Origin of the sequence: Sphingomonas sp. Leaf412 (assembly GCF_001425405.1) — a bacterium.
Lineage (GTDB): Bacteria > Pseudomonadota > Alphaproteobacteria > Sphingomonadales > Sphingomonadaceae > Sphingomonas.
Genome location: NZ_LMQP01000003.1, coordinates 997,349 through 1,017,359, shown reverse-complemented (window position 1 = coordinate 1,017,359; position 20,011 = coordinate 997,349). Strand labels below are relative to the sequence as shown.

20 protein-coding genes and 1 pseudogene are annotated in these 20,011 nt (G+C 69.8%); 12 read left to right on the top strand and 9 right to left on the bottom strand.

Annotated elements, in window-relative coordinates; all coding sequences use genetic code 11:
• Positions 1 to 105: 105 nt before the first annotated feature.
• The 4 genes from sufC to ASG29_RS12010 form a co-directional block, all read right to left on the bottom strand.
• A complete protein-coding gene (gene sufC, locus ASG29_RS12025) occupies positions 106 to 945 on the bottom strand; it encodes a Fe-S cluster assembly ATPase SufC (protein ID WP_055984161.1) in 840 nt (279 codons plus the stop codon).
• Positions 946 to 1,021: 76 nt separating this feature from the next.
• Positions 1,022 to 2,485: a Fe-S cluster assembly protein SufB gene (gene sufB / locus ASG29_RS12020; RefSeq protein WP_055984158.1), complete on the bottom strand. Its 1,464-nt coding sequence runs from the start codon at positions 2,483 to 2,485 to the stop codon at positions 1,022 to 1,024.
• Position 2,486: 1 nt separating this feature from the next.
• Positions 2,487 to 2,939, bottom strand: a complete 453-nt coding sequence (locus tag ASG29_RS12015; RefSeq protein ID WP_055984154.1) for an SUF system Fe-S cluster assembly regulator — start codon at positions 2,937 to 2,939, stop codon at positions 2,487 to 2,489.
• A gap of 126 nt (positions 2,940 to 3,065) precedes the next feature.
• Positions 3,066 to 3,923: an AraC family transcriptional regulator gene (locus tag ASG29_RS12010; RefSeq protein WP_055984151.1), complete on the bottom strand. Its 858-nt coding sequence runs from the start codon at positions 3,921 to 3,923 to the stop codon at positions 3,066 to 3,068.
• Between the two features lie 240 nt (positions 3,924 to 4,163).
• Between ASG29_RS12010 and ASG29_RS12005 the strand changes: the two genes are divergently transcribed.
• The 3 genes from ASG29_RS12005 (at position 4,164) to ASG29_RS11995 (ending at position 8,862) form a co-directional block, all read left to right on the top strand.
• Entirely contained in the window at positions 4,164 to 5,192 is a 1,029-nt protein-coding gene (locus ASG29_RS12005) for a quinone-dependent dihydroorotate dehydrogenase (protein ID WP_055984148.1), read from the top strand.
• A gap of 186 nt (positions 5,193 to 5,378) precedes the next feature.
• Positions 5,379 to 7,043 (top strand): gamma-glutamyltransferase, encoded by a 1,665-nt coding sequence (gene ggt / locus ASG29_RS12000; RefSeq protein ID WP_055984146.1) that lies wholly within the window; start codon positions 5,379 to 5,381, stop codon positions 7,041 to 7,043.
• Positions 7,044 to 7,077: 34 nt separating this feature from the next.
• Positions 7,078 to 8,862 carry an AMP-dependent synthetase/ligase gene (locus tag ASG29_RS11995; RefSeq protein ID WP_055984143.1) on the top strand — a complete coding sequence of 595 codons (1,785 nt, stop codon included), beginning with the start codon at positions 7,078 to 7,080 and terminating at the stop codon, positions 8,860 to 8,862.
• Between the two features lie 56 nt (positions 8,863 to 8,918).
• On the opposite strand, the gene ASG29_RS11990 is transcribed toward ASG29_RS11995, so the two are convergent.
• Positions 8,919 to 11,813, bottom strand: coding sequence for a M16 family metallopeptidase (locus ASG29_RS11990; RefSeq protein WP_055984137.1), 2,895 nt, complete (start codon positions 11,811 to 11,813; stop codon positions 8,919 to 8,921).
• A gap of 143 nt (positions 11,814 to 11,956) precedes the next feature.
• On the opposite strand from ASG29_RS11990, the gene ASG29_RS11985 reads away from it, so the two are divergent.
• The 8 genes from ASG29_RS11985 to ASG29_RS11950 all read left to right on the top strand — a co-directional run bounded on the left by ASG29_RS11985 (position 11,957) and on the right by ASG29_RS11950 (position 17,189).
• Positions 11,957 to 12,808: an aspartyl/asparaginyl beta-hydroxylase domain-containing protein gene (locus ASG29_RS11985; protein ID WP_235532891.1), complete on the top strand. Its 852-nt coding sequence runs from the start codon at positions 11,957 to 11,959 to the stop codon at positions 12,806 to 12,808.
• A gap of 108 nt (positions 12,809 to 12,916) precedes the next feature.
• A complete protein-coding gene (locus ASG29_RS11980; RefSeq protein ID WP_055984134.1) occupies positions 12,917 to 13,492 on the top strand; it encodes a NifU family protein in 576 nt (191 codons plus the stop codon).
• A 28-nt stretch (positions 13,493 to 13,520) separates the two neighbouring features.
• Complete coding sequence (locus tag ASG29_RS11975; RefSeq protein WP_055984131.1) at positions 13,521 to 14,114, top strand: malonic semialdehyde reductase; 594 nt, start codon at positions 13,521 to 13,523, stop codon at positions 14,112 to 14,114.
• Between the two features lie 70 nt (positions 14,115 to 14,184).
• Positions 14,185 to 14,811 (top strand): tRNA (adenosine(37)-N6)-threonylcarbamoyltransferase complex dimerization subunit type 1 TsaB, encoded by a 627-nt coding sequence (tsaB, locus tag ASG29_RS11970; protein WP_055984127.1) that lies wholly within the window; start codon positions 14,185 to 14,187, stop codon positions 14,809 to 14,811.
• Positions 14,811 to 15,281 carry a ribosomal protein S18-alanine N-acetyltransferase gene (gene rimI / locus ASG29_RS11965; protein WP_055984125.1) on the top strand — a complete coding sequence of 157 codons (471 nt, stop codon included), beginning with the start codon at positions 14,811 to 14,813 and terminating at the stop codon, positions 15,279 to 15,281. The genes tsaB and rimI overlap by 1 nt, the downstream gene beginning before the upstream one ends.
• 58 nt (positions 15,282 to 15,339) lie before the next feature.
• Entirely contained in the window at positions 15,340 to 15,762 is a 423-nt protein-coding gene (locus ASG29_RS11960; protein WP_055985545.1) for a Fur family transcriptional regulator, read from the top strand.
• Positions 15,763 to 15,775: 13 nt separating this feature from the next.
• Positions 15,776 to 16,516 carry a lysophospholipid acyltransferase family protein gene (locus ASG29_RS11955; protein WP_235532890.1) on the top strand — a complete coding sequence of 247 codons (741 nt, stop codon included), beginning with the start codon at positions 15,776 to 15,778 and terminating at the stop codon, positions 16,514 to 16,516.
• A gap of 25 nt (positions 16,517 to 16,541) precedes the next feature.
• Positions 16,542 to 17,189, top strand: coding sequence for an META domain-containing protein (locus tag ASG29_RS11950; RefSeq protein WP_162242969.1), 648 nt, complete (start codon positions 16,542 to 16,544; stop codon positions 17,187 to 17,189).
• 15 nt (positions 17,190 to 17,204) lie between these two features.
• Here ASG29_RS11950 and ASG29_RS11945 read toward each other — a convergent pair whose 3' ends face one another.
• The 4 genes from ASG29_RS11945 to ASG29_RS11930 are packed head-to-tail and all read right to left on the bottom strand — an operon-like array spanning position 17,205 to position 19,712.
• The gene (locus ASG29_RS11945; protein ID WP_055984116.1) at positions 17,205 to 17,912 is read right to left on the bottom strand and encodes a ribonuclease T2 family protein; all 708 of its coding nucleotides are present in this window, start codon (positions 17,910 to 17,912) and stop codon (positions 17,205 to 17,207) included.
• Positions 17,909 to 18,367: a hypothetical protein gene (locus ASG29_RS11940; RefSeq protein WP_055984113.1), complete on the bottom strand. Its 459-nt coding sequence runs from the start codon at positions 18,365 to 18,367 to the stop codon at positions 17,909 to 17,911. The genes ASG29_RS11945 and ASG29_RS11940 overlap by 4 nt, the downstream gene beginning before the upstream one ends.
• Entirely contained in the window at positions 18,364 to 19,203 is an 840-nt protein-coding gene (gene nadC / locus ASG29_RS11935) for a carboxylating nicotinate-nucleotide diphosphorylase (RefSeq protein ID WP_268796232.1), read from the bottom strand. Before nadC ends, ASG29_RS11940 begins: the two co-directional genes overlap by 4 nt.
• Complete coding sequence (locus ASG29_RS11930; protein ID WP_235532889.1) at positions 19,200 to 19,712, bottom strand: SH3 domain-containing protein; 513 nt, start codon at positions 19,710 to 19,712, stop codon at positions 19,200 to 19,202. The genes nadC and ASG29_RS11930 overlap by 4 nt, the downstream gene beginning before the upstream one ends.
• A 75-nt stretch (positions 19,713 to 19,787) precedes the next feature.
• Here ASG29_RS11930 and ASG29_RS17585 point away from each other — a divergent pair.
• Positions 19,788 to 20,011 (top strand): annotated as a pseudogene (locus ASG29_RS17585) (D-glycerate dehydrogenase); the annotation flags it as partial.

Here is a 20,011-nt window from a genome sequence, read left to right as displayed (position 1 = left end):
GGGGGGGGGCCTTTGGCAGCGCTCCGCAAGCCCCTCCACCACGGCGCTGCGCGCCGCGGTCCCCCTCCCCCAGCGAGCCGGGGGAGGAATTTTGGACAAATATCCTCACGCCGCCACCTGTGAATAACCCTGCCGCTCCAGCTCGTGCGCCAGTTCGGCGCCGCCGGTGCGCGTGATGATGCCGCCGTCCAGCACGTGGACGAAGTCGGGCTTCACGTAATCGAGCAGCCGCTGGTAATGCGTGATGAGCAGCACCGCCTTGTCGGGGGCGCGCATGATGCGGTTGATGCCGTCGCCGACGATGCGCAGCGCGTCGATGTCGAGGCCGCTGTCGGTCTCGTCCAGGATCGCGAACCGGGGGTTCACGATGCCCATCTGCACCATCTCGTTCCGCTTCTTCTCGCCGCCCGAGAAGCCGACGTTGACGGGACGCTTCAGCATCTCCGCATCCATGTCCAGCTTGCGCGCCTCCTCGCGCGCCAGCTTCAGGAATTCGGCGCCCGACAGCGGTTTCTCGTCGCGGCTGGTGCGCTGTGCGTTCAATGCCTCGCGCAGGAACTGCACGTTGCTGACGCCCGGGATCTCGACCGGATACTGGAAGCCGAGGAAGACGCCCGCCGCGGCGCGCTCGTGCGGTTCGAGCGCGAGGAGGTCGATCCACTCGCCTTCTCCGTCATTGCGAGCGGAGCGAAGCAATCCATTGTCGCGCGCGTCGCCCTGGATTGCCGCATCGCTGCGCTCCTCGCAATGACGAGGACGGAACGTCACGGTCCCGGCGGTGACCTCATAGCCCGGGCGACCGCCGAGCACATAGCCGAGCGTCGACTTGCCCGCGCCGTTGGGCCCCATGATCGCATGCACCTCGCCCGCGTTCACGGTCAGGGACAGGCCCTTGAGGATTTCCTTGCCGTCGATCTCGGCGTGGAGATTTTCGATTTTGAGCATCGGTTCCTACTTCGTCGCCCCTGCGCAGGCAGGGATCCATTTTTCTATCGGCGAACGTGCCGGCGGCGGCGGACGGTCAGCCGACCGACCCCTCGAGCGAAATCCCCAGCAACTTCTGCGCCTCGACCGCGAATTCCATCGGCAGCTGCTGCAAGACCTCGCGCGCGAAGCCGTTGACGATCAGCGCCACCGCGGCTTCCGAATCCAGGCCGCGCGACTGGGCGTAGAACATCTGGTCGTCGCTGATCTTGCTCGTCGTCGCCTCATGCTCGATCTGCGCCGAGGGATTGCGGACCTCGATATACGGGATCGTGTGCGCGCCGCACTGGTCGCCCAGCAACAGGCTGTCGCACTGCGTGAAGTTGCGCACGCCCTCCGCGGTCGGGGCGACGCGGACGAGGCCGCGGTAGGTGTTGTCGGAGCGGCCCGCGCTGATCCCCTTCGACACGATCGTCGAGCGGGTGTTCTTGCCCAGGTGGATCATCTTCGTGCCGGTGTCCGCCTGCTGGCGGTTGTTCGTCACCGCGACGGAATAGAATTCGCCGACCGATCCGTCCCCCGACAATACGCAGGACGGATATTTCCACGTCACCGCGCTGCCGGTCTCGACCTGCGTCCACGACACCTTGCTGTTCCGCCCCTGGCACAAGGCGCGCTTGGTGACGAAATTGTAGATGCCGCCGACGCCGTTCTCGTCGCCGGGATACCAGTTCTGCACGGTCGAATATTTGATCTCGGCATCGTCCAGCGCGACCAGTTCCACGACCGCGGCGTGCAGCTGGTTCTCGTCGCGCATCGGGGCGGTGCAGCCTTCGAGATAGCTGACGTAGCTGCCCTTGTCGGCGACGATCAGGGTGCGTTCGAACTGGCCGGTATTCTCGGCGTTGATGCGGAAATAGGTGCTCAGCTCCATCGGGCAGCGGACGCCCTCCGGGACGTAGACGAAGGTGCCGTCGCTGAAGACCGCGCTGTTGAGCGTCGCGAAATAATTGTCGCGCTGCGGCACGACCTTGCCCAGCCACTTGCGGACCAGGTCGGGATATTCCTTGATCGCCTCGCTGATCGAGCGGAAGATGACGCCCGCGGCCTCCAGCTCGGCGCGGAAGGTCGTGGCGACGGACACGCTGTCGAACACCGCGTCGACCGCGATCTTGCGCGCGCCCTCGACGCCCGCCAGCACTTCCTGCTCGCGGATCGGGATGCCCAGCTTCTCGTACGTGCGGCGAATCTCGGGGTCGAGTTCGTCGAGGCTCGCGATCGTCTTCTTCGCCTTGGGCTCGGCGTAGTAATAGGCGTCCTGATAGTCGATCGGCGGGACGTTCAGCTTCGCCCAGTCGGGCGCCTCCATCGTCTGCCACAGGCGGAACGCCTTCAGCCGCCAGTCGAGCATCCATTCGGGCTCGCCCTTCTTGGCGCTGATGTAGCGGACGGTATCCTCGTTCAGCCCCTTGGGCGCGAAGTCCTGTTCGACATCGGTGGCGAAGCCCCATTCGTACTTCTTGGCGACGGCCGCATAGGCCTCGGCGTTCTTGGTAGCCATGTCAGGCCTCGACTCTCTGGGGTGCTAGCTGGTTTTCGGGGACGCGCGCGGTGGCGGCGAGGTGGGCGAGCGATACGCCGGCGAGCGCGCCGCGGACCGCGTCGTTGACCGCGTTCCAGTGCGGCTTCACGCGGCAGTTTCCTTCGATCGCGCAATCGTGGTGGCCCGCGTCGACGCAGGAGGTCATCGCGATCGGTCCTTCGACCGCCTCCACGATGTCGGCCAGCGTGATCGTCGCGGGCGGGCGCGACAGGCGGATGCCGCCGCCGGTGCCGCGCGTGCTGTCGATCAGGCCCGCGGCGGCGAGACGGCTGACCAGTTTCTGCGCGGTGGGCAGCGGCACGCCCGTCTCCTGCGCCAGCATCGTCGCGTTCAGCCGCGCCGCACCGCCGCAATGGCGCGCGGCGGCGGTGAGCATGACGACCGCATAGTCGGCGAGGGAAGAAAGGCGCATTTGCGAGCGGTTCTCAAATCGGAACGATTCGTTCCGATTGGGCAGATGGGCGTGCTGCGGTGCGAAATCAACCACCGGGAAAGAGGAGACACGCCCACCGCAATCCGTCACTGCGACCGGGTGGGATCAGGTATCCGAGATGATCGTGGACACCTGCCCCTCCAGCGCGCGCCGCTGCGAGATGGTCAGGTGCGACAGCAGGCCGGGGGCGGCGCGCATCTGGCGCGGCGTCATGCCCGCGAACTGCTTGATCTCCCGGTTCAGATGCGACTGGTCGTAGAAGCCGCCGGACACCAGGGCGTCGCTGATCGCGGCGCCCGAAGCCAGCGTCACGGCGGCGCGCAACGCGCGATACTTGCGCGCCAGCACCTTGGGGGGCACGCCGTACAGCGCCTTCGTCCGCCGTTCCACCTGTCGCCGCGACAGGCCGGTGGCGGCGACCAGATCGTCGACCGCGGGCGACGGACTGGCGGCCAGCCAGGCGTCGATCGCCCGTGCGAAGTCCAGCGCCGCCATGTCGCCGCGGTCGAGCATCGCGCGCAGCAGCGCCGCCACCGCCGCCACCTTCTCGTCGGTGCCGTCGGCGGTGCGCAGCCGATCGGCCGCGCCGCTGCACCACGCCTCCCCGAACAGCTTCCCGGCGTCGAACACGCGATCGACCATCACCGACGCATCGACATGCAGCAACGCGGCCCAGCCCGCGGGCTGCAACCCCAGGCCGACCAGCTCGATCGGACCCGCCGCATTCACGCGGATCGCACCGCTGGTCGGCCCGATCACGTGGCATGGCCCGACCTGCTGCGACGGGCCGCGCCCGATCCGGTAATGCGCGCTGCCGCCGTCCAGCCGGAAGCGCAGCTGCGCATGGTCGGCGCGCTCGATCTCGTCGAGCGCGGGCGCGTCGGTGCGGAAGTGGTAGAACAGCGTGACATAGGGCCGCAGATCGTCGGGCGGAACGCGATATTCCAATGAAATCGACGACATGGCGCGATGCCCCCCGCGGCGAAGTCTACATCACGCATGGAACAAACAAAAGACCCGGCACCGAGGCGCCGGGTCTGAAAGGAAAGGGCCGATCTTTCGAAAGCCCCTCGGGTCGCATCGCCCATAAAGACGATTCCGGTCCGCAAGTCTTGGATGGATTCGACGCTGTCGGGGTGATTTTTTACAAGTTGCGCACGGACATGTCTTGATCGACCGAAGCGGACACGCGAAGGGCGCGCCATGACCCTTTCGTTGCACCGCGGGCTGTTCGCGCTCGACCCCGAAACCGCGCACGGCATCGCGCTGTCCGGGCTGGCGCGGTGGGGCGCGGCGGGGGCGCCGCTGGCGGGCGAGATGCCGCGGCTGGAGACGAGGGTGGCGGGGCTGCGCTTCCCCAACCCCGTCGGGCTGGCGGCGGGGCTGGACAAGGACGCGCGCGCCGCGGGGGGGCTGTTCGCGCTCGGTTTCGGCGCGGTGGAGGTGGGGACGCTGACCCCCCTGGCCCAGCCGGGCAATCCCCGGCCCCGGCTGTTCCGGCTGGTGGAGGATCGCGCGGTCATCAACCGCATGGGGTTCAACAACGGCGGCCTCGCCGCGGGGATCGCACGCGCGAAGGCGGCGAAGCGGCGCGGCGGGATGCTGGGCATCAACGTCGGTGCGAACAAGGACGCGAGCGACCGGGTGGCGGATTACGTCGCGGGGGTCACCGCCGCCGCCGCCGTGGCGGATTACGTCACGATCAACATCAGCTCCCCGAACACGCCGGGCCTGCGCGACCTTCAGGAAGGACCCGCGCTGGACGACCTGCTCGCGCGGTGCGCCGATGCGCGGGGAGGAACGCCGCTGTTCCTGAAGGTCGCGCCGGACCTGACCCCGACGCAGGTGGACGGCATCGCGCGCGCCGCGATCGCGCACCGGCTGGACGCGCTGATCGTGGGCAACACCACGGTCTCGCGCCCGCCGCTGGCGTCGCGCGACGCGGGGGAAGCGGGCGGGCTGTCGGGTGCGCCGCTCGCTTCGCTGGCGCTGGCGCGGCTGCGCGATTTCCGGACCGCGACCGGCGGACAGGTCGCGCTGGTCGGCGTCGGCGGGATCGCGAGCGGGGCGGATGCCTATGCCCGCATCCGGGCGGGGGCGTCGCTGGTGCAGGTGTATAGTGCGATGGTGTACGAGGGGCCGGGATTGGCCCGCCGTATCGTGCGCGACCTGGCCGCGTTGCTGGCGCGCGACGGGTTCGGGAGCGTGGCGGAGGCGGTGGGTTCCGAGTGAGCGGCGCCGCCGCATGATAGTTCACGCGAAGACACGAAGCCGCAAAGAGGTCGTGGGCGAAATGCCTTCGCGTCTTCGCGTCTTCGCGCGAACCATTCTTCGCCTGGACTGACTGCCCCCTCCCTTGAAAGGGAGGGGAGAAGGCAATGCTTGCCCCTACGGCGCAGGACGATAGGGTCGCGGGCGATGACAAAGCTGTTCGCGCTCGCCCTTTTCCTCCTGCCCGTTCCGGCTACCGCGCAAGGCGTCGTTTCCGCCGCCGATCCGCGTGCGACCGAGGCGGGGCAGGAGATGCTGCGCGCGGGCGGCAGCGCCACCGATGCCGCGATCGCGATGCTGCTGGCGCTGAACGTGGTGGAACCGCAATCGAGCGGCATCGGCGGGGGCGGGTTCATCGTTCATCACGGCGGGAAGACCGGCCTGCTCGACACGATCGACGGCCGCGAAACCGCGCCCGCGGCAGCGGGGCCGAACCGCTTCCTCGGCCCGGACGGAAAGCCCCTGCCCTTCCTTCAGGCATGGCCCGGCGGATTCTCCGTCGGCGTGCCCGGATCGCTTCGGCTGGCGGAGAGCGCGCACCGCAAATGGGGCAAGCTGCCGTGGGCGCGATTGTTCGACCCCGCCGTCCGGCTGGCGGACCAGGGCTTCGTCGTGAACGCGCGGCTGTCGGGTGCGGTCACCCGCAACCTGCCGTTGTGGAAGGATTTTCCCGCGATCCGCGCGCTCTATGCCAGGGACGGCCAGCCGCTGCGCGAGGGCGACACGTTCCGCAATCCCGCGATGGCCGCGTTCCTGCGCCGTGTCGCCGCGGAAGGCCCGGAGGCGTTCTACGCCGGGGACAATGCGCGCAAGCTGTCGGAAGCGGTCACCGAGGCGCCGCGGAACCCCGTACCGCTGACCGTGGCGGACCTGGCATCCTATCGCGCGAAGGACCGGCGCGGTGTGTGCGGGCCGTATCGGCAATGGACCGTGTGCGGCATGGGCCCGCCCTCGTCCGGCGCGCTGACGGTGTTGCAGATCCTGGGCATGGTGGAACGCTTTCCGCTGGCGACCTGGGGCAAGGACGATGCGCGGTCGTGGCACGTGATCGGGGAGGCGATGCAACTCGCCTATGCCGACCGCGACGCCTATCAGGCCGATCCCGATTTCGTGGACGTGCCGGTCGGCGGGCTGATCGACCCCGCCTATATCAGGACGCGGTCGCGAACGATCGCGCTGGGGCGGACGCTGCCGTCCTACGGCGCGGGCACGCCCCCCGGTGCCCCGGCGCGCACGCCGGTCCCGTCGGGCGAGGTCGCCGGGACGACGCATTTCGTCGCGGTCGACGACGACGGCGACGTCGTCAGCTGGACCAACACGGTCGAGAGCGCGTTCGGGAGCCAGCTGGCGGTCAACGGCTACGTCCTGAACAACGAACTGACCGATTTCAGCCTGGCGCCCGCGAAGGACGGCCATCTTGTCGCCAATCGCGTGCAGGCGGGCAAGCGGCCGCTGTCGTCGATGGCGCCGACGATCGTCTACGACCGCGCGGGCAAGCCCGTGTTCGCGGTCGGCGCGGCGGGGGGCAAGACGATCATCATGCAGGTGGCGAAGGCGCTGATCGCGCATTTTGACTGGGGCCTGTCGGCGCAGGATTCGATCGCGCTGGGGCTGATCTACTTCAACCGCGACGGGCTGGTGCTGGAACAGGGCACGTCCACCGCCGCCTTCGCCGCGCCGCTGACCGCGATGGGGCACAAGGTGTCGGTCGACACGCTGGGTCTGAAGGCGAATGCGGCGGAGAAGCTGCCCGACGGCCGCTGGGTCGGGGCGGCGGACCCGCGCAGCCCGGGCACGTCGCTGCAACAATGAATCGAGGCCGATGACGGCCCGTCGCGGAGAGGTCATGCGCAGACTCGAACATTTCCCCAACCTGGTCGCGATGTTCTTCGCGCGCGCCGAACAGCAGGGCGACGCCCCGTTCCTGTGGGCGCGCACCGACGGCGAATGGGTCGCGACGTCGTGGCGCGAGGCCGCGGAGACGGTCGCGCGCCTCGCCACCGCGCTGAAGGCGATCGGCGTCGCGCGCGGCGACCGCGTGATGCTGGTGAGCGAGAACCGGCCCGAATGGTGCCTGTCCGACCTCGCCATCATGGCGGCGGGATGCGTGACCGTCCCGACCTATACCACGAACACCGAACGCGACCACGCGCACATCATCGAGAATTCGGGCGCGACGGCGGTCATCGTCTCCACCGACAAGCTGGCGAAGGCGTTGATGCCCGCCATCCTGCGCTCGATCCAGCCGCAGATCCTGATCGGCATCGATCCGGTCCGGCTGGGGCAGCGATCGATCGACGTGTACGACTGGAATACCCTGATCGCGGAACATCCCGCCGACGTGGCGGCGGTGCGCGCCGCCGCCGACTTCACGCGCGAGGACCTGGCCTGCATCATCTACACCAGCGGCACGGGCGGCGCGCCGCGCGGCGTGATGCAGCATCACGGCGCGATCCTGCACAACGTGGCTGGGTGCGCGGTGGCGATCAGCGAGGACCTGGGCTGGGACGACGAGGTGTTCCTGTCGTTCCTGCCGCTGAGCCACGCCTACGAACATACCGGGGGGCAGTTCGTACCGATCGGCATGGGCGGGCAGATCTACTACGCCGAATCGCTCGACCGGCTCGCCGCCAACATGGAAGCGGTGCGCCCGACGATCATGTTCGTCGTCCCGCGCCTGTTCGAGGTGTTGCGCACCCGCATCACGAAGGCGATCGAGAAGCAGGGCGGATTGTCCGCGCGGCTGTTCCATCTGGCGCTGGACGTGGGCGCGAAACGCTATGCCGGGACATTGGGCCTGCGCGACCGTCCCGCGGCGCTGCTGGTCGACACGGTCTTCAAGCGGCGCATCGCCAAGAAATTCGGCGGGCGGATGAAGGCGATGGTGTCCGGCGGCGCGCCGCTGACGCCGGAGGTCGGCATCTTCTTCGACAGCCTGGGGGTGACGTTCCTCCAGGGATACGGCCAGACCGAGGCGGCACCGATCATCTCGTGCAACCGACCCGCCGCGGGCATCCGGATGGAAAGCGTCGGCCCGCCGCTGACCGATACCGAGGTCCGCATCGCCGAGGACGGGGAGATACTGGTGCGCGGCGAGCTGGTCATGCACGGCTATTGGCGCAACGAGGCGGAGACCGCGCGCGTCCTGAAAGGCGGATGGCTGCACACCGGCGACATCGGGGAGATCGACGATGCGGGGCGCATCCGCATCACCGATCGCAAGAAGGACCTCATCATCAACGACAAGGGCGACAATGTCGCGCCGCAGAAGGTGGAGGGGATGCTGACGCTCCAGCCCGAGATCGGGCAGGCGATGATCGCGGGCGACCGGCGACCGCACATGGTGGCCGTGCTGGTCCCCGACGCGGACTGGACCGCCGACTGGGCGAAGGAAAAGGGCGTGGCGAACGACGCGGCGCTGGCGGAGGACCCGGCCTATCGCGCCGCCGTGCAGGCCGCGGTCGACCGCACGAACCGCGACCTGTCGGTCGTGGAACGCGTACGCCGCTTCATCCTCGCGGACGAACCCTTCGCAATCGAGAACGAGCAGATGACGCCGAGCTTGAAGATACGGCGCCATGTGCTGAAGCAGGTGTACGGCGAGCGGCTGGACGCCCTGTATCGCGGGTAGCCCGCTCGCCCGACGACGGGGACGGTCGCCCCCGCCTGCGCAGGGACGACCGCGCGCTACTTCGCCTTCGGGACCACCGCCATCGTCCAGTCGCGGTCGGGGCGCAGATATTTGGCCGCCGTTTCCTGCAACGATTGCGGGGTGATCGACGTCATGTCGCCGACCAGATTCTGGCTCGCCTCGATCCGGGCCGGATCGAACGCGCCGCCCTGGGTCTGGAGCAGCCAGAACTGGTTCCCCGACGACGCCCGCGCCATATATTGCAGCATCGGCACCACAGTCTCCTTCAGCGTGTCGTCGCCGACCGGCGCCGCCACCAGCTCGGCCGCGATCTCGCGCGACAGGCGGAAGAACAGGTCGACCTTGTCCGGCGCCACCTGCCCCAGCGCGATCAGCCGGCCGCCGCCGGCCTGCCCCACGGGCCACTGGCTTTGCGCGCTGGGCGAGTAGCTCGCCCCCGCAGCGGAGCGCAGCCGGTCGAACAGGCGGTCGGCGAAGATCGCGGCCAGGACGTCCAGCCGCCGCGCCTCCGCATGGTCCGCCGAACCGCCGCCCGTCGGCCAGGCGATCACCGCCGCCGCCTGCGTCGCGTCGCCGTCGTGGGTCAGCATCACCGGAGTCGCGACATGTGCGGGGAAGCGGACCGCGGGGCTTTCGATCGCGGCAGGACGGCGCGACTTCAACGCGCCGAAGCTTTTCGCGATCGCATCGATCGCCGCATCCTCGTTCACGTCGCCGAACACCTGCACCTCGATCGGGCCGGTCTTCAGCAACGGCTCCCACAGCTTGCGGAACGCCTTGGCATCCAGCGCCTGCACGTCCGCCAGCGCGGGCGTTCCCCAGCGCGGGTCGCCGTCGCGCAGCGAGCGTTCCAGCGTCCCGCCCAGCACCGCGTCGGGCGAGGCGCGGAAACCCGGATAGGCCGCCAGCATCGCCGCGCGCGCGCGCAGGACCGGCGCGGCATCCCAGCGCGGTGCCGCCAGCTTCGCCGCCATCAGCGTCAGATTGTCGGCATAGTCGCCCGGCGTCGTCTGCGCGTTCATCACGAACGCATCATCGCCGATGTCGAAGCCCAGCCCGATGCGCCGCCCGGTGGTCAGCTGATCCAGGTCGCCCTGATCCAGCGTACCGATCCCGCTGGGCACCAAAGCGCTGTCGCCCGCCCATGCGACGGTCGGACGGTCGGACGGCAACGCCTGATAGCCGCGGCCGAAGCGCACACGGACGTACACGCGCCCGGTTTCCGCCGCGCTGCCGTGGACGAGCGCGCGGACGCCGTTGGCGAACGTCACCTGCTGCATCGCGGGGTCGCCCACGGTGGTGCGCGCGACGACCTTTCCGGGCTTGCCGATCTTCGGCACGCTGGCGAAATCCACCGCCGCCTGGCTGCCGCGGGTGGAGGCGAGGCCCGAGACGTCCGCCTTCAACGCCGCGGCCAGCTTCGCCGCCGCGCCGGCATCCGCGGTGCGGGTGTTGAGCAGGGCGCGGGTCGCATCGCCCGTGAACAGGCGCTTCGTCGATTCCAGCAGGGCGGCGGGGGTGAAGAATCCCTTGGTCCGCGCCTCCTGAAGAATGTCGTAGCTGGTCCGGGGCCCGGCCACCGTCTCGCGGATGTCGAGGGCGTTGACCATGTCGTCGGCCTGCTTCGATCCGGCCTCCACCCGCGAGGTGTCGACTTCATTCTTCATCGCCGAATCGAACTCGGCCAGTTCGCGGTCGACCTCCGCCTGGCTGGGCGGGGCGGCCTGCGCATCCGCGATCACCGCGCGCACGTCCTTCAGCGCGGCTTCCCAATCGTCGCCGATGGGCACGATGTTCGTGAAGGTGGCGTTGGCCGATCGCGACACGTCGTCGAGGCTGACCGATGCCTGGAGGAAGCTGCCCCCCGCCCGCGCGCGCGTTTCCAGCCGCCGGTTGATGAGGCGGACGGCCAGGAAATCGACCAGTCGCTTCTGGTTGAAGATGATCGTGTCGTCGCGATAGATCCACGGGCGCAGCACCGCGGTCGCGACGATCGGGGGCAGCGACGGTTCGACCACCGTCCTCGTCGGCGGGGCGGCGTCGGAAGGCGTGCCGAAGTCGGGGTCGGCGGGGTTGGGGCCCTTGCCGCGCCAGTTGGCGAAATTCTTGATGACGAGGTCGGCCGCGACCTGCGGATCGAGGTCGCCGGAGATGACGACGACGGTCCGTTCGGGCCGGTACCAGCGTTCATGGAACGCCTGCACGGCGGCGGGGGTCGCCGCCTCCAGCGTCTTGATCGTGCCGATCGGCGAGCGTTCGGCCAGCGGTTGTCCGGCGAAGAACGTCTGGCGGATCGCATCGCCATACCGCACCTGCGCACCTGGCGCCTCGCGCTGCTCGGCCAGCACTGCGGGACGTTCGCTGTCCAGGTTGACCTGCGAGATCGTGGGCGCGGACATCATGCCCGCGAAGATCTTTAGGCTCTCGTCCAGCTTCGTGTCGGTCGCGCCGGGCAGGTCCAGCTTGTAGACGGTCTGCGTCGCGGTGGTGGACGCGTTGGAATCACTGCCGAAGGTCGCGCCGAACCGCTGCCACACGCGCCGCGTTTCGCCGTCGGGAACGTATTTCGAGCCGCGGAAGGACAGATGTTCGATCAGGTGCGCATAGCCCTGCTCGGCATCGGTTTCGTACAGGGACCCCGCATCGATGCGGACGCGCACCGCCACCTGCCCCGGCGGCACGCCGTTGCGGCGTACGGCATATCTCAGGCCGTTGGGGAGGCGCCCGAAATACCATTCGGGATCGGGGACGATGTCCGACCCCTTGAACAGCCATGGCGACGTGTCGACCGCCACCGGCGCGGCGGCGACCGGTTTGGGCGCCGCGCGGGCCGCGGGCGCGCGGCGCTGCCCGATCGCGGGATCGGCGACGAGAACGAGGAGGGAAGCGGCCGCGAGCGGCCGGGCGAACGCACGCGGGATACGGAGCATCGCGGACCGTCCTACCGATCCGCGACGCGCGCCGCAACCGTCCCCGCGGTCCGCTCGTTGCCCGATCCATGCCACGTTTTGGTCGCGATGGCTGCGTAGCGAGGCGGCGACGTGGAACGACGACAGTCGAGGGACAGGCGGACATGACCGACATGCGGCTCGCGCAACGGGTCGAGATGCAGGGCTTTTCGGGGCCGGGCGGCGGGCGCGTGCCCGATCTGAACGTGATATCGGGCGCACCGGCGCCCGGCGCGGCAATGAAGGCGGACGACAATCGCCCGCTGCTGATCCGTGTCGGCAAGCATCTGCGCGGGCTGTTCGATCGCCTGATCGCGGGATCGTCGCTCGTGTCCAACGATCCCGTGCTGGACGTCCGCGAATTCCCGTGGACGCAGGCGCTGCGCGAGAATTGGACGGCGATCCGCGACGAGGCGTGCGCGGTCGCGCTGACCGGCCATGCGGCGCCCAGCCTGGCGACGATCTCTCCCGACCACCGCTCGATCGCGGAGGTCGACAAATGGCGCTCCTTCTTCCTGTGGGGCTATGGCTATCCCATCCCCGACAACCTGGCCGATTGCCCGCGCACCCGCGCGGTGATCGAGGCGATCCCGGGATTGAACACCGCCTTCTTCTCGATCTTGGCGCCGGGCACGCACATCCCGGACCACCGCGGGGTGAGCAAGGGCCTCATCACCTGTCACCTGGGCCTGATCGTGCCGCGCGACGGCGACGTCAGGATGCGCGTGGACGATCGCGTCGTGCGCTGGGCGGAGGGGGAGACATTGGTGTTCGACGACACCTATCGCCACGAGGTGTGGAACGAGACGGCGGGGACGCGGGTCGTCCTGCTGATCCAGTTCGAGCGTCCCCTGCGCCAGCCGGGCAAGTGGTTCGCGGACCTGTTCCTGGGCTTCGTCAAACGATCCGCGTTCGTGCAGGAGGCGCGGGAGAATGTGGCGACGTGGAACAAGGCGGTGAAGCAGCTGGACGGCTGACCTGCCCCGTGCCCGGAAGGCGGGTGAAATCCGCGGCTTCGCCATCGGAAACGAACCCTTTCCCCCTCCCCGCTTGATCCGGCCCCGCGCAGGCGCCACATCGCGCGGATGCTGATCGAAACAGAATCCACCCCGAACCCGGCGACGGTCAAGTTCCTGCCCGGTCGCACCGTGATGGACGGCGGCACGCGCGACTTCGCGACGCCGGAGGAGGCGGAGGCCAGCCCGCTGGCGACCGCGCTGTTCGACCTGGGCGACGTCACCGGCGTCTTCTTCGGTCGCGACTTCGTCTCGGTCACCGCCGCGCCGGGCGTCGAGTGGCACGTGCTGAAGCCCGACGTGCTGGGCATCTTGATGGATCATTTCACCGCGCAGATGCCGTTGTTCCGCGCGCCCAGCGCGGGCTTCTCGGTCCCGTCGGAGGAGGCCGAAACCTTCGCCGACGATCCCGCCGACGCCGACATCGTGGCGCAGATCCGCGACCTGATCGAAACCCGCGTCCGCCCCGCGGTCGCGAACGACGGCGGCGACATCGTCTATCGCGGTTTCGACAAGGGGCGCGTCTATCTGAAGATGCAAGGCGCCTGCGCCGGTTGTCCGTCGTCCAGCGCCACGCTGAAGAACGGGATCGAGCAGCTGCTGCGCCATTACGTGCCCGAAGTGACCGAGGTCCGCGCGGTCTGATCCGCTTCCATCACCGCCAGGAGTTACGATGACGCAGCCGCTCGACGACGCCGCGCTGGACCAGCTGTTCCGCGCCGCCCGCACCTACAACGGCTACACCGACGCGCCGGTGTCCGATGCCGATCTGCACGCGATCTGGGACCTGATGAAGATGGGGCCGACCAGCGCGAACCAATTGCCCGCGCGGCTGGTGTGGTGCGTGTCGGACGAATCGAAGGCGCGCCTCGCCGCCGCCTGTTCGGAGGGGAATCGCGACAAGGTGCTGAAGGCGCCGGTCAGCGTGGTCATCGGCATGGACATCGACTTCCACGAATATCTGCCCGAGCTGTTCCCGCACACCGATGCGAAGAGCTGGTTCGACGGCGATCCCGCGCTGCGCGAGGCGTCGGCGTTCCGCAATTCCTCGTTGCAGGGCGCCTATTTCATCATGGCGGCGCGCGCGCTGGGGCTCGATACCGGGCCGATGAGCGGGTTCGATGCGGGTGCGATGGACAAGGCATTCTTCGCCGACCGGCCGTCGGTGCGGACGAACTTCATCTCGACGCTGGGCCATGGCGATCCCGCCACGCTCCACGATCGCAGCCCGCGGCCCGATTTCGCGACCTTCAACCGGGTTGCATAAGCGCGGCGCCCCGGCGAAAGCCGGGGTTTCCCCGTAACAGAGAGACTCCGGCGCGCGCCGGGGTGACGCCTTGGCCCTACGCACCCTCGTCATCGACACCGCCACCGCCGCGTGCTCCGTCGCGTTGTTCGACGACGATCGCCTGATCGCCGCGCAGCACGAGATCGTCGGGCGCGGACATGCGGAACGCGTGGTGCCGATGGTGGCCGAACTGCCCGGCGGCGGGCGCGCGGACCATGTGCTGGTGGATGTCGGCCCGGGCAGCTTCACGGGTATCCGCGTCGGCATCGCCGCGGCGCGCGGGCTGGCGCTGGGCTGGGGCGCCGGCGTGTCGGGTTATGGCGCCTTGTCGCTGATCGCGGTCGCCGCGATGACGGATATGCCCGCATCGGACCTTGCGGTCGTGACAGAAGGCGGCCACGGTGAGGTCTTCATGGCCCGCTTCGCGCATCCCTTCGCCGCGCTGGATATGCCGCGCTCGCTGACCCCCGCCGCGGCCTTGGCCGAACTGGCGGGCGGCGTCGCGATCGGCGGCGGCACGCGCTGGCTGGCGCAGGTCGATCCCGCCTTCCCGGTGGCGGAGGCGCTGCCCGACGCGTCGCGCGCGATGCTGCTTCCCGCCGCGATGCGCGCCCTTCCGGCCGCGCCCTTCTACGGCCGCGCGCCGGATGCGAAGCTGCCCGCGGCGCGCGCATGATGGCGACGACGCAGATGGTCGAACTGGTCGCCGCGGGGGCGCAGGACGCCGATACCGTCGACCGGATCATGGCGGCCGCATTCGACCCGCGATACGGCGAGGCGTGGACGCGCAGCCAGTGTGTCGGCATCCTGGCGATGCCGGGCGTGTGGCTGACGATCGCGCGGGTGGACGGGCGCCCGGTCGGCTTCGCGCTGTCGCGCGCGATCCTGGACGAAGCCGAACTGCTGCTGATCGCGGTCGACCCCGCCGCCCGCGGACGCGGCGTGGGTGCGGCGTTGCTGCGCGGCACGATCGCGGCGGCGCAGGATCGCGGCGTCGGGAAAATGCATCTGGAGGTGCGCGCGAACAATCGCGCGATCGCGCTGTATGTCGGCCACGGCTTCGCGCAGGCGGGGGTCCGCAAGGCATATTACCGCAATCGCGCGGGCGAGGCGTTCGACGCACACACCTACGCCCGCGACATATGACGCCAATTGCGAGTCGGTCGCGCTTTTCGCAACAAGCCCGCCGCATTACATGGGGGTCATGGCCCGCAAGATCGATCTCGAAGCCCTTTGTCACGAAAAGGGCCTGCGCATCACCGAACAGCGTCGCGTCATCGCGCGCGTCCTGTCCGAGGCGGAGGACCATCCCGACGTGGAGCGCGTCTACGCCCGCGCCTCCGCGATCGATCCGGGCATCTCGATCGCGACCGTTTATCGCACGGTTCGCCTGTTCGAGGAGGCGGGCATCCTGGACCGCCACGATTTCGGCGACGGGCGCGCACGCTACGAACCCTCGCCCGAGGCGCATCACGATCACCTGATCGACGTGGAGACGGGCCGGGTGATCGAGTTCGTCGATCCGGAAGTGGAGCAGTTGCAGAAGGCGATCGCCGAACGGCTCGGCTTCCGCCTGGTCGATCACCGGATGGAGTTGTACGGCGTCTCGCTCTCGCGCAAGGACTGATCGCATCGCGACGGTGCATGCGACCATGCGGCTGGCAATGGTGGTCGCCTGGCTGGCGCTGGCGCTGATCCTGCACGGCAGCTGGCGGCTGGTCCGTGCGCCGTCGCCGTGGCCGCGCCTTTTCCTGGGCGGGGTGGCGTGGCTGTTCGGGGCGCGCGCGCGCGTCGTCGGCACGCCGTTGCGCCGCGATGTCGTCTTCCTCGCCAATCACCTGAGCTGGATGGACATCCTGCTGCTCGCCGGGGCGAGCGGGACCGCGTTCGTCGCGAAGGCGGAATTGCGCGCGGTGCCGCTGATCGGCTGGCTGTGCACGCTCAACCGCACGATCTTCGTCCGCCGGGGCGACCGGATGGCGGTGGCCGGACAGGTCGCACAATTGCGTGACGCGCTCGGCCAAGCCTGGGCGGTGACGATCTTTCCCGAGGGGACGACGGGCGACGGCGCGACGCTGCTGCCCTTCAAGGCGTCGCTCCTCGCCGCGCTCGACCCGCCGCCGCCGGGGTTGCGGGTGCAACCCGTCCGGATCGATTACGGCGCCGCGACGCGCGAGCTGGCCTGGGTCGGCGACGAGCCGGGGCAGGACCATGCGATGCGCGTCCTGCGTCGCCGGGGCACCTTCCGCGCGCGGATGACCTTCCTCGATCCGTTCGATCCGGCGGGCATGGACCGGAAGGCCATCGCCGCGGCGGCGCGGGCGCGGATCGAGGCGGCGGGTCCGCGACCGAATTCGATCGCGGGCCATCGGGATCCATGACAGGATCGCGGATGAGGAGATGATTGTGATCGTGACGATGCTGCTCGCCGCCGCCGCCCAGACGCCCCCGACCACCTATCGCGCGGTCGGGACCGAACCCTTCTGGAGCGTGACCGTCGCGGGGCAGGAGATGCGCATCGAGGAACCGGGCGTGCCCGCGGTGATCCTGCTGATCCGCGCGCCGCAGCCGATCGATTCGGGCTGGCGCTGGCACAATCGCGCGATCACGATGGACGCGGTCCGCGCGCCGTGCAGCGACGGCATGAGCGACCGGACCTATCCCGACCGCGTCACCCTATCCTTTCGCGGGCGGACGCTGACCGGATGCGGCGGCGCGGCGGCGGGGTCCGGCCGACTGGCGGACACGGCGTGGCGCGTCGTCGCGATCGACGGGCGTCGCGTGCGCCTGCCCCGGCCCGCGACGATCCGGTTCACGGGCGACCGGATCGAGGGGAATAGCGGATGCAACCGGTTCGGCGGCGGCTACGCGCTGGATCGCGACCGCCTGACCGCCGCGCGGCTGGCGACGACGCGGATGGCGTGCGTCGGAACCGGCATGGCCGCGGAGCAACGATTGCTGGGCGTGCTGGCCGCGGCGACGGTGACGTGGCGCGGGGAGCGGACGCTGGTGCTGTCGGGCGGTGGCGGCAGCGTGACGCTGCGGCGGGAATGACGCCGATGCCCGCGGTCACGCCGCGCCGGATATCCTGACCGGCGCGCCGGGGGCCAGTCCGCCCTGATGCGCCGGGCACCGCACGGGCCGGAAGCGCAGGTCGTGGCACAGCCACAATTCCTCCAGCCACCCCTGCCGGTTCGCGGTGACCCGCATCATGTCCGCACGCATCCCGGCATTCTCCGCCGCGATCGCGGCTGCCAGCGTTCCCGCCGTCAGCGTGGGGCGCCGCGACAGCGCCGCCATGTCCGGAAAGCGCAGCCGCCGGAACATCGCGGTCGAGCGGGCGAAATATTTCTGCGGCGTATAGCCCGGTATGCACGTCCCGTGCTTCGCCCATTCGTGCTGGAGAAGTTGCACCGACGGCGTCGCGCACAGGTTGCGGCGCACCTCCTGCCGCGACAGCAGTCCCGTCGCCCGGCAATATTGCGGCCAGTCCTTCCCCGGACCGTCGGGCCACAGGCCGTGGAGGACGAACCCGAACTCGTTGCCGCCGCCGCACTGGAACCGCGCCGCGGGCCGATCGCCGCGCTCCCGGCAGTAACCGGGGCTCCAGCTGACCGCGAGGGTGTAGCCCGCGGTCGGCAGGCGCCGGACCGGCTGCTTCGCATCCGGCAGGTCGGGGCGCGGCCGCGGCACGTCGCGCGGGATGGCGCAGGACAGCGCCTGCGCGGTCGCCGCGCCGGGCAGCAGCAGCACCGCGGCAGTCATTGCGCGAATCATGCGTCTTCCTCTTCCATGTCGTCGAACAGGTCCTCGCCGAACCACGCCTTCGCATCGTCGCGGAACAGCGGCACCGCCGCCGCCGCGGTCAGTGCGGAGGCGACAAGGGCCAGCAGCTTGAACGGCAGCGCGGGGCCGCCCGGCTGGAGCAGTTGCAGGACCTCCACCACCAGCAGCACGCCCGACACCGCGGCGGCGGCGACGGCGAGCCACTTGCCGACCCGGCTCGCGCGACGGGCGGCGAGATACCAGATCGCGACGTTCGCCGCCGCGACGCACAGCAGGAACGCGGCCAGCACCCACGCCTGCCCCCGACCCGCCGGGTTCGCCTCGAACTGCGCCGCCTGCGCGCTCCAGGTCAGGACCTGACGCACCGCCCAGAGCAGCAGCGCCAGCAGGAACAGGCGCTCGAACGCCAGGATCGATCGTGGCCTCGCTATATCCCGCTCCGTCACGACAGGTGGAAATCCAGTCCGATGTCCGCCGCCGGCGCGGACTGCGTCAGTCGCCCGACGCTGACATAGGTCACGCCCGTTTCCGCGATGGCACGGATCGTTTCCAGCGTGACGCCGCCCGATGCCTCGGTCGGGACGCGCCCGCCGACCAGCGTCACCGCGCCGCGCAGGACCGGCGGCAACATGTTGTCCAGCAGCAGATGGGTCGCCCCCGCCGCCAGCGCGGGTTCGATCTGGTCGACCGAATCGACCTCGACGATGATGTCCGCGATCCCCGCCGCCCTGGCCCGCGCGACCGCCTCGCCGACGCCGCCCGCCACCGCGACGTGATTGTCCTTTATCATCGCCGCATCCCACAGGCCCATGCGATGGTTCTTCGCCCCCCCGGTGCGGGTCGCGTATTTCTCCAGCCGGCGAAGGCCCGGAATGGTCTTTCGCGTGTCGAGCAGCGTCGCGCCGGTGCCGACGATGCGATCGACATAGGCCCGCGTCATCGTCGCGATGCCGGAAAGGTGCTGGACCGTGTTCAGCGCGGACCGCTCCGCGGTCAGCAGCGCGCGCGCGCTACCGTCGATCCGCATCAGGTCGGTCCCGGCGCGCACGCGGTCGCCGTCGTCGACCAGCATCTCCACCCGCACCGCCGGATCCAGCGCGCGGAAGAAGGCGGCGGCGATGTCCAGCCCGCACACAATGATCGCGTCGCGACTGTCCATCACCGCATCGAAGCGCGCGTCCGCGGGGATGACCGCGGCGGAGGTGACGTCGCCGCCCTGCCCCATATCCTCCGCCAGCGTCGCCGCGACGAAGGCGGCGAGGTCGAAGCCGTCGATCGTCACGGAAACACCTCGCCCTGCTCCACGCCCCACAGGTCGCGCTGCTCGACGTAGCCCGCCTGCCCCTTCACGTCGAAACGGCACCAGCCGCCGCCGCATTCGCTGATCTTCCCCACCACGCCCGGCGCCGCGCGCCATGCCACCGCGGTGCCCGCCGGCTTGTCGCGCATCTCGATCGGCTGCGGCGCGATGACGATCGCGGTGCGCGTCTGGCCCACCAGCGCCTTCAGCATCCAGCCCTGCGTGCCGCCGGGATCCTCGACCTTGCGCCATTCCTTGAAGCTGTCGACGACGCGCACCGGCAGGCCGGGGCGGACGTACAGCCAGCTGGCGGGGAAGGTGCGGCCCGGCCCGGTCCGCATCCTGGCCTTCGCCGCGGTGATCGAGGCGAAATAGGCAGGCTTCTTCGCCGCCCCCGCCGCCTGCTGCGCGGTCGCGCCCACAGGCGCCACCGCCACCGCCGCCGTCACGAACCAGCCCCCCGCACGCATCACCGTCATCACTCCTGCCACTGCGCGTTCCTTGCCCCGCGCGCGCGCCGGCATCAACCGTTGACGCGACGATCCCGCGCCGCCAAGCCGTCGCGCATGGTAGAACCGCGCCGTTCCCGCCCCAGCGTCTTCGTCACCCGCGAACTGCCCGACGCGGTGATGACGCGACTGGAAGACCTGTTCGACACCCAGAACAACCGCGGCGACGTGGCACCGACGCGCGCGCAGCTGGCGGCGGCGATGGCAACGTGCGACGTGCTGGTCCCCGCGGTGACCGACACGATCGACGCCGCGCTGATCGCGGGCGCGGGCGAACGATT

Coding starts and splice junctions, on each gene's coding strand:
- sufC (WP_055984161.1), bottom strand. CDS start 945: ATGCTCAAAATCGAAAATCTCCACGCCGAGATCGACGGCAAGGAAATC.
- sufB (WP_055984158.1), bottom strand. CDS start 2,485: ATGGCTACCAAGAACGCCGAGGCCTATGCGGCCGTCGCCAAGAAGTAC.
- ASG29_RS12015 (WP_055984154.1), bottom strand. CDS start 2,939: ATGCGCCTTTCTTCCCTCGCCGACTATGCGGTCGTCATGCTCACCGCC.
- ASG29_RS12010 (WP_055984151.1), bottom strand. CDS start 3,923: ATGTCGTCGATTTCATTGGAATATCGCGTTCCGCCCGACGATCTGCGG.
- ASG29_RS12005 (WP_055984148.1), top strand. CDS start 4,164: ATGACCCTTTCGTTGCACCGCGGGCTGTTCGCGCTCGACCCCGAAACC.
- ggt (WP_055984146.1), top strand. CDS start 5,379: ATGACAAAGCTGTTCGCGCTCGCCCTTTTCCTCCTGCCCGTTCCGGCT.
- ASG29_RS11995 (WP_055984143.1), top strand. CDS start 7,078: ATGCGCAGACTCGAACATTTCCCCAACCTGGTCGCGATGTTCTTCGCG.
- ASG29_RS11990 (WP_055984137.1), bottom strand. CDS start 11,813: ATGCTCCGTATCCCGCGTGCGTTCGCCCGGCCGCTCGCGGCCGCTTCC.
- ASG29_RS11985 (WP_235532891.1), top strand. CDS start 11,957: ATGACCGACATGCGGCTCGCGCAACGGGTCGAGATGCAGGGCTTTTCG.
- ASG29_RS11980 (WP_055984134.1), top strand. CDS start 12,917: ATGCTGATCGAAACAGAATCCACCCCGAACCCGGCGACGGTCAAGTTC.
- ASG29_RS11975 (WP_055984131.1), top strand. CDS start 13,521: ATGACGCAGCCGCTCGACGACGCCGCGCTGGACCAGCTGTTCCGCGCC.
- rimI (WP_055984125.1), top strand. CDS start 14,811: ATGGCGACGACGCAGATGGTCGAACTGGTCGCCGCGGGGGCGCAGGAC.
- ASG29_RS11960 (WP_055985545.1), top strand. CDS start 15,340: ATGGCCCGCAAGATCGATCTCGAAGCCCTTTGTCACGAAAAGGGCCTG.
- ASG29_RS11945 (WP_055984116.1), bottom strand. CDS start 17,912: ATGATTCGCGCAATGACTGCCGCGGTGCTGCTGCTGCCCGGCGCGGCG.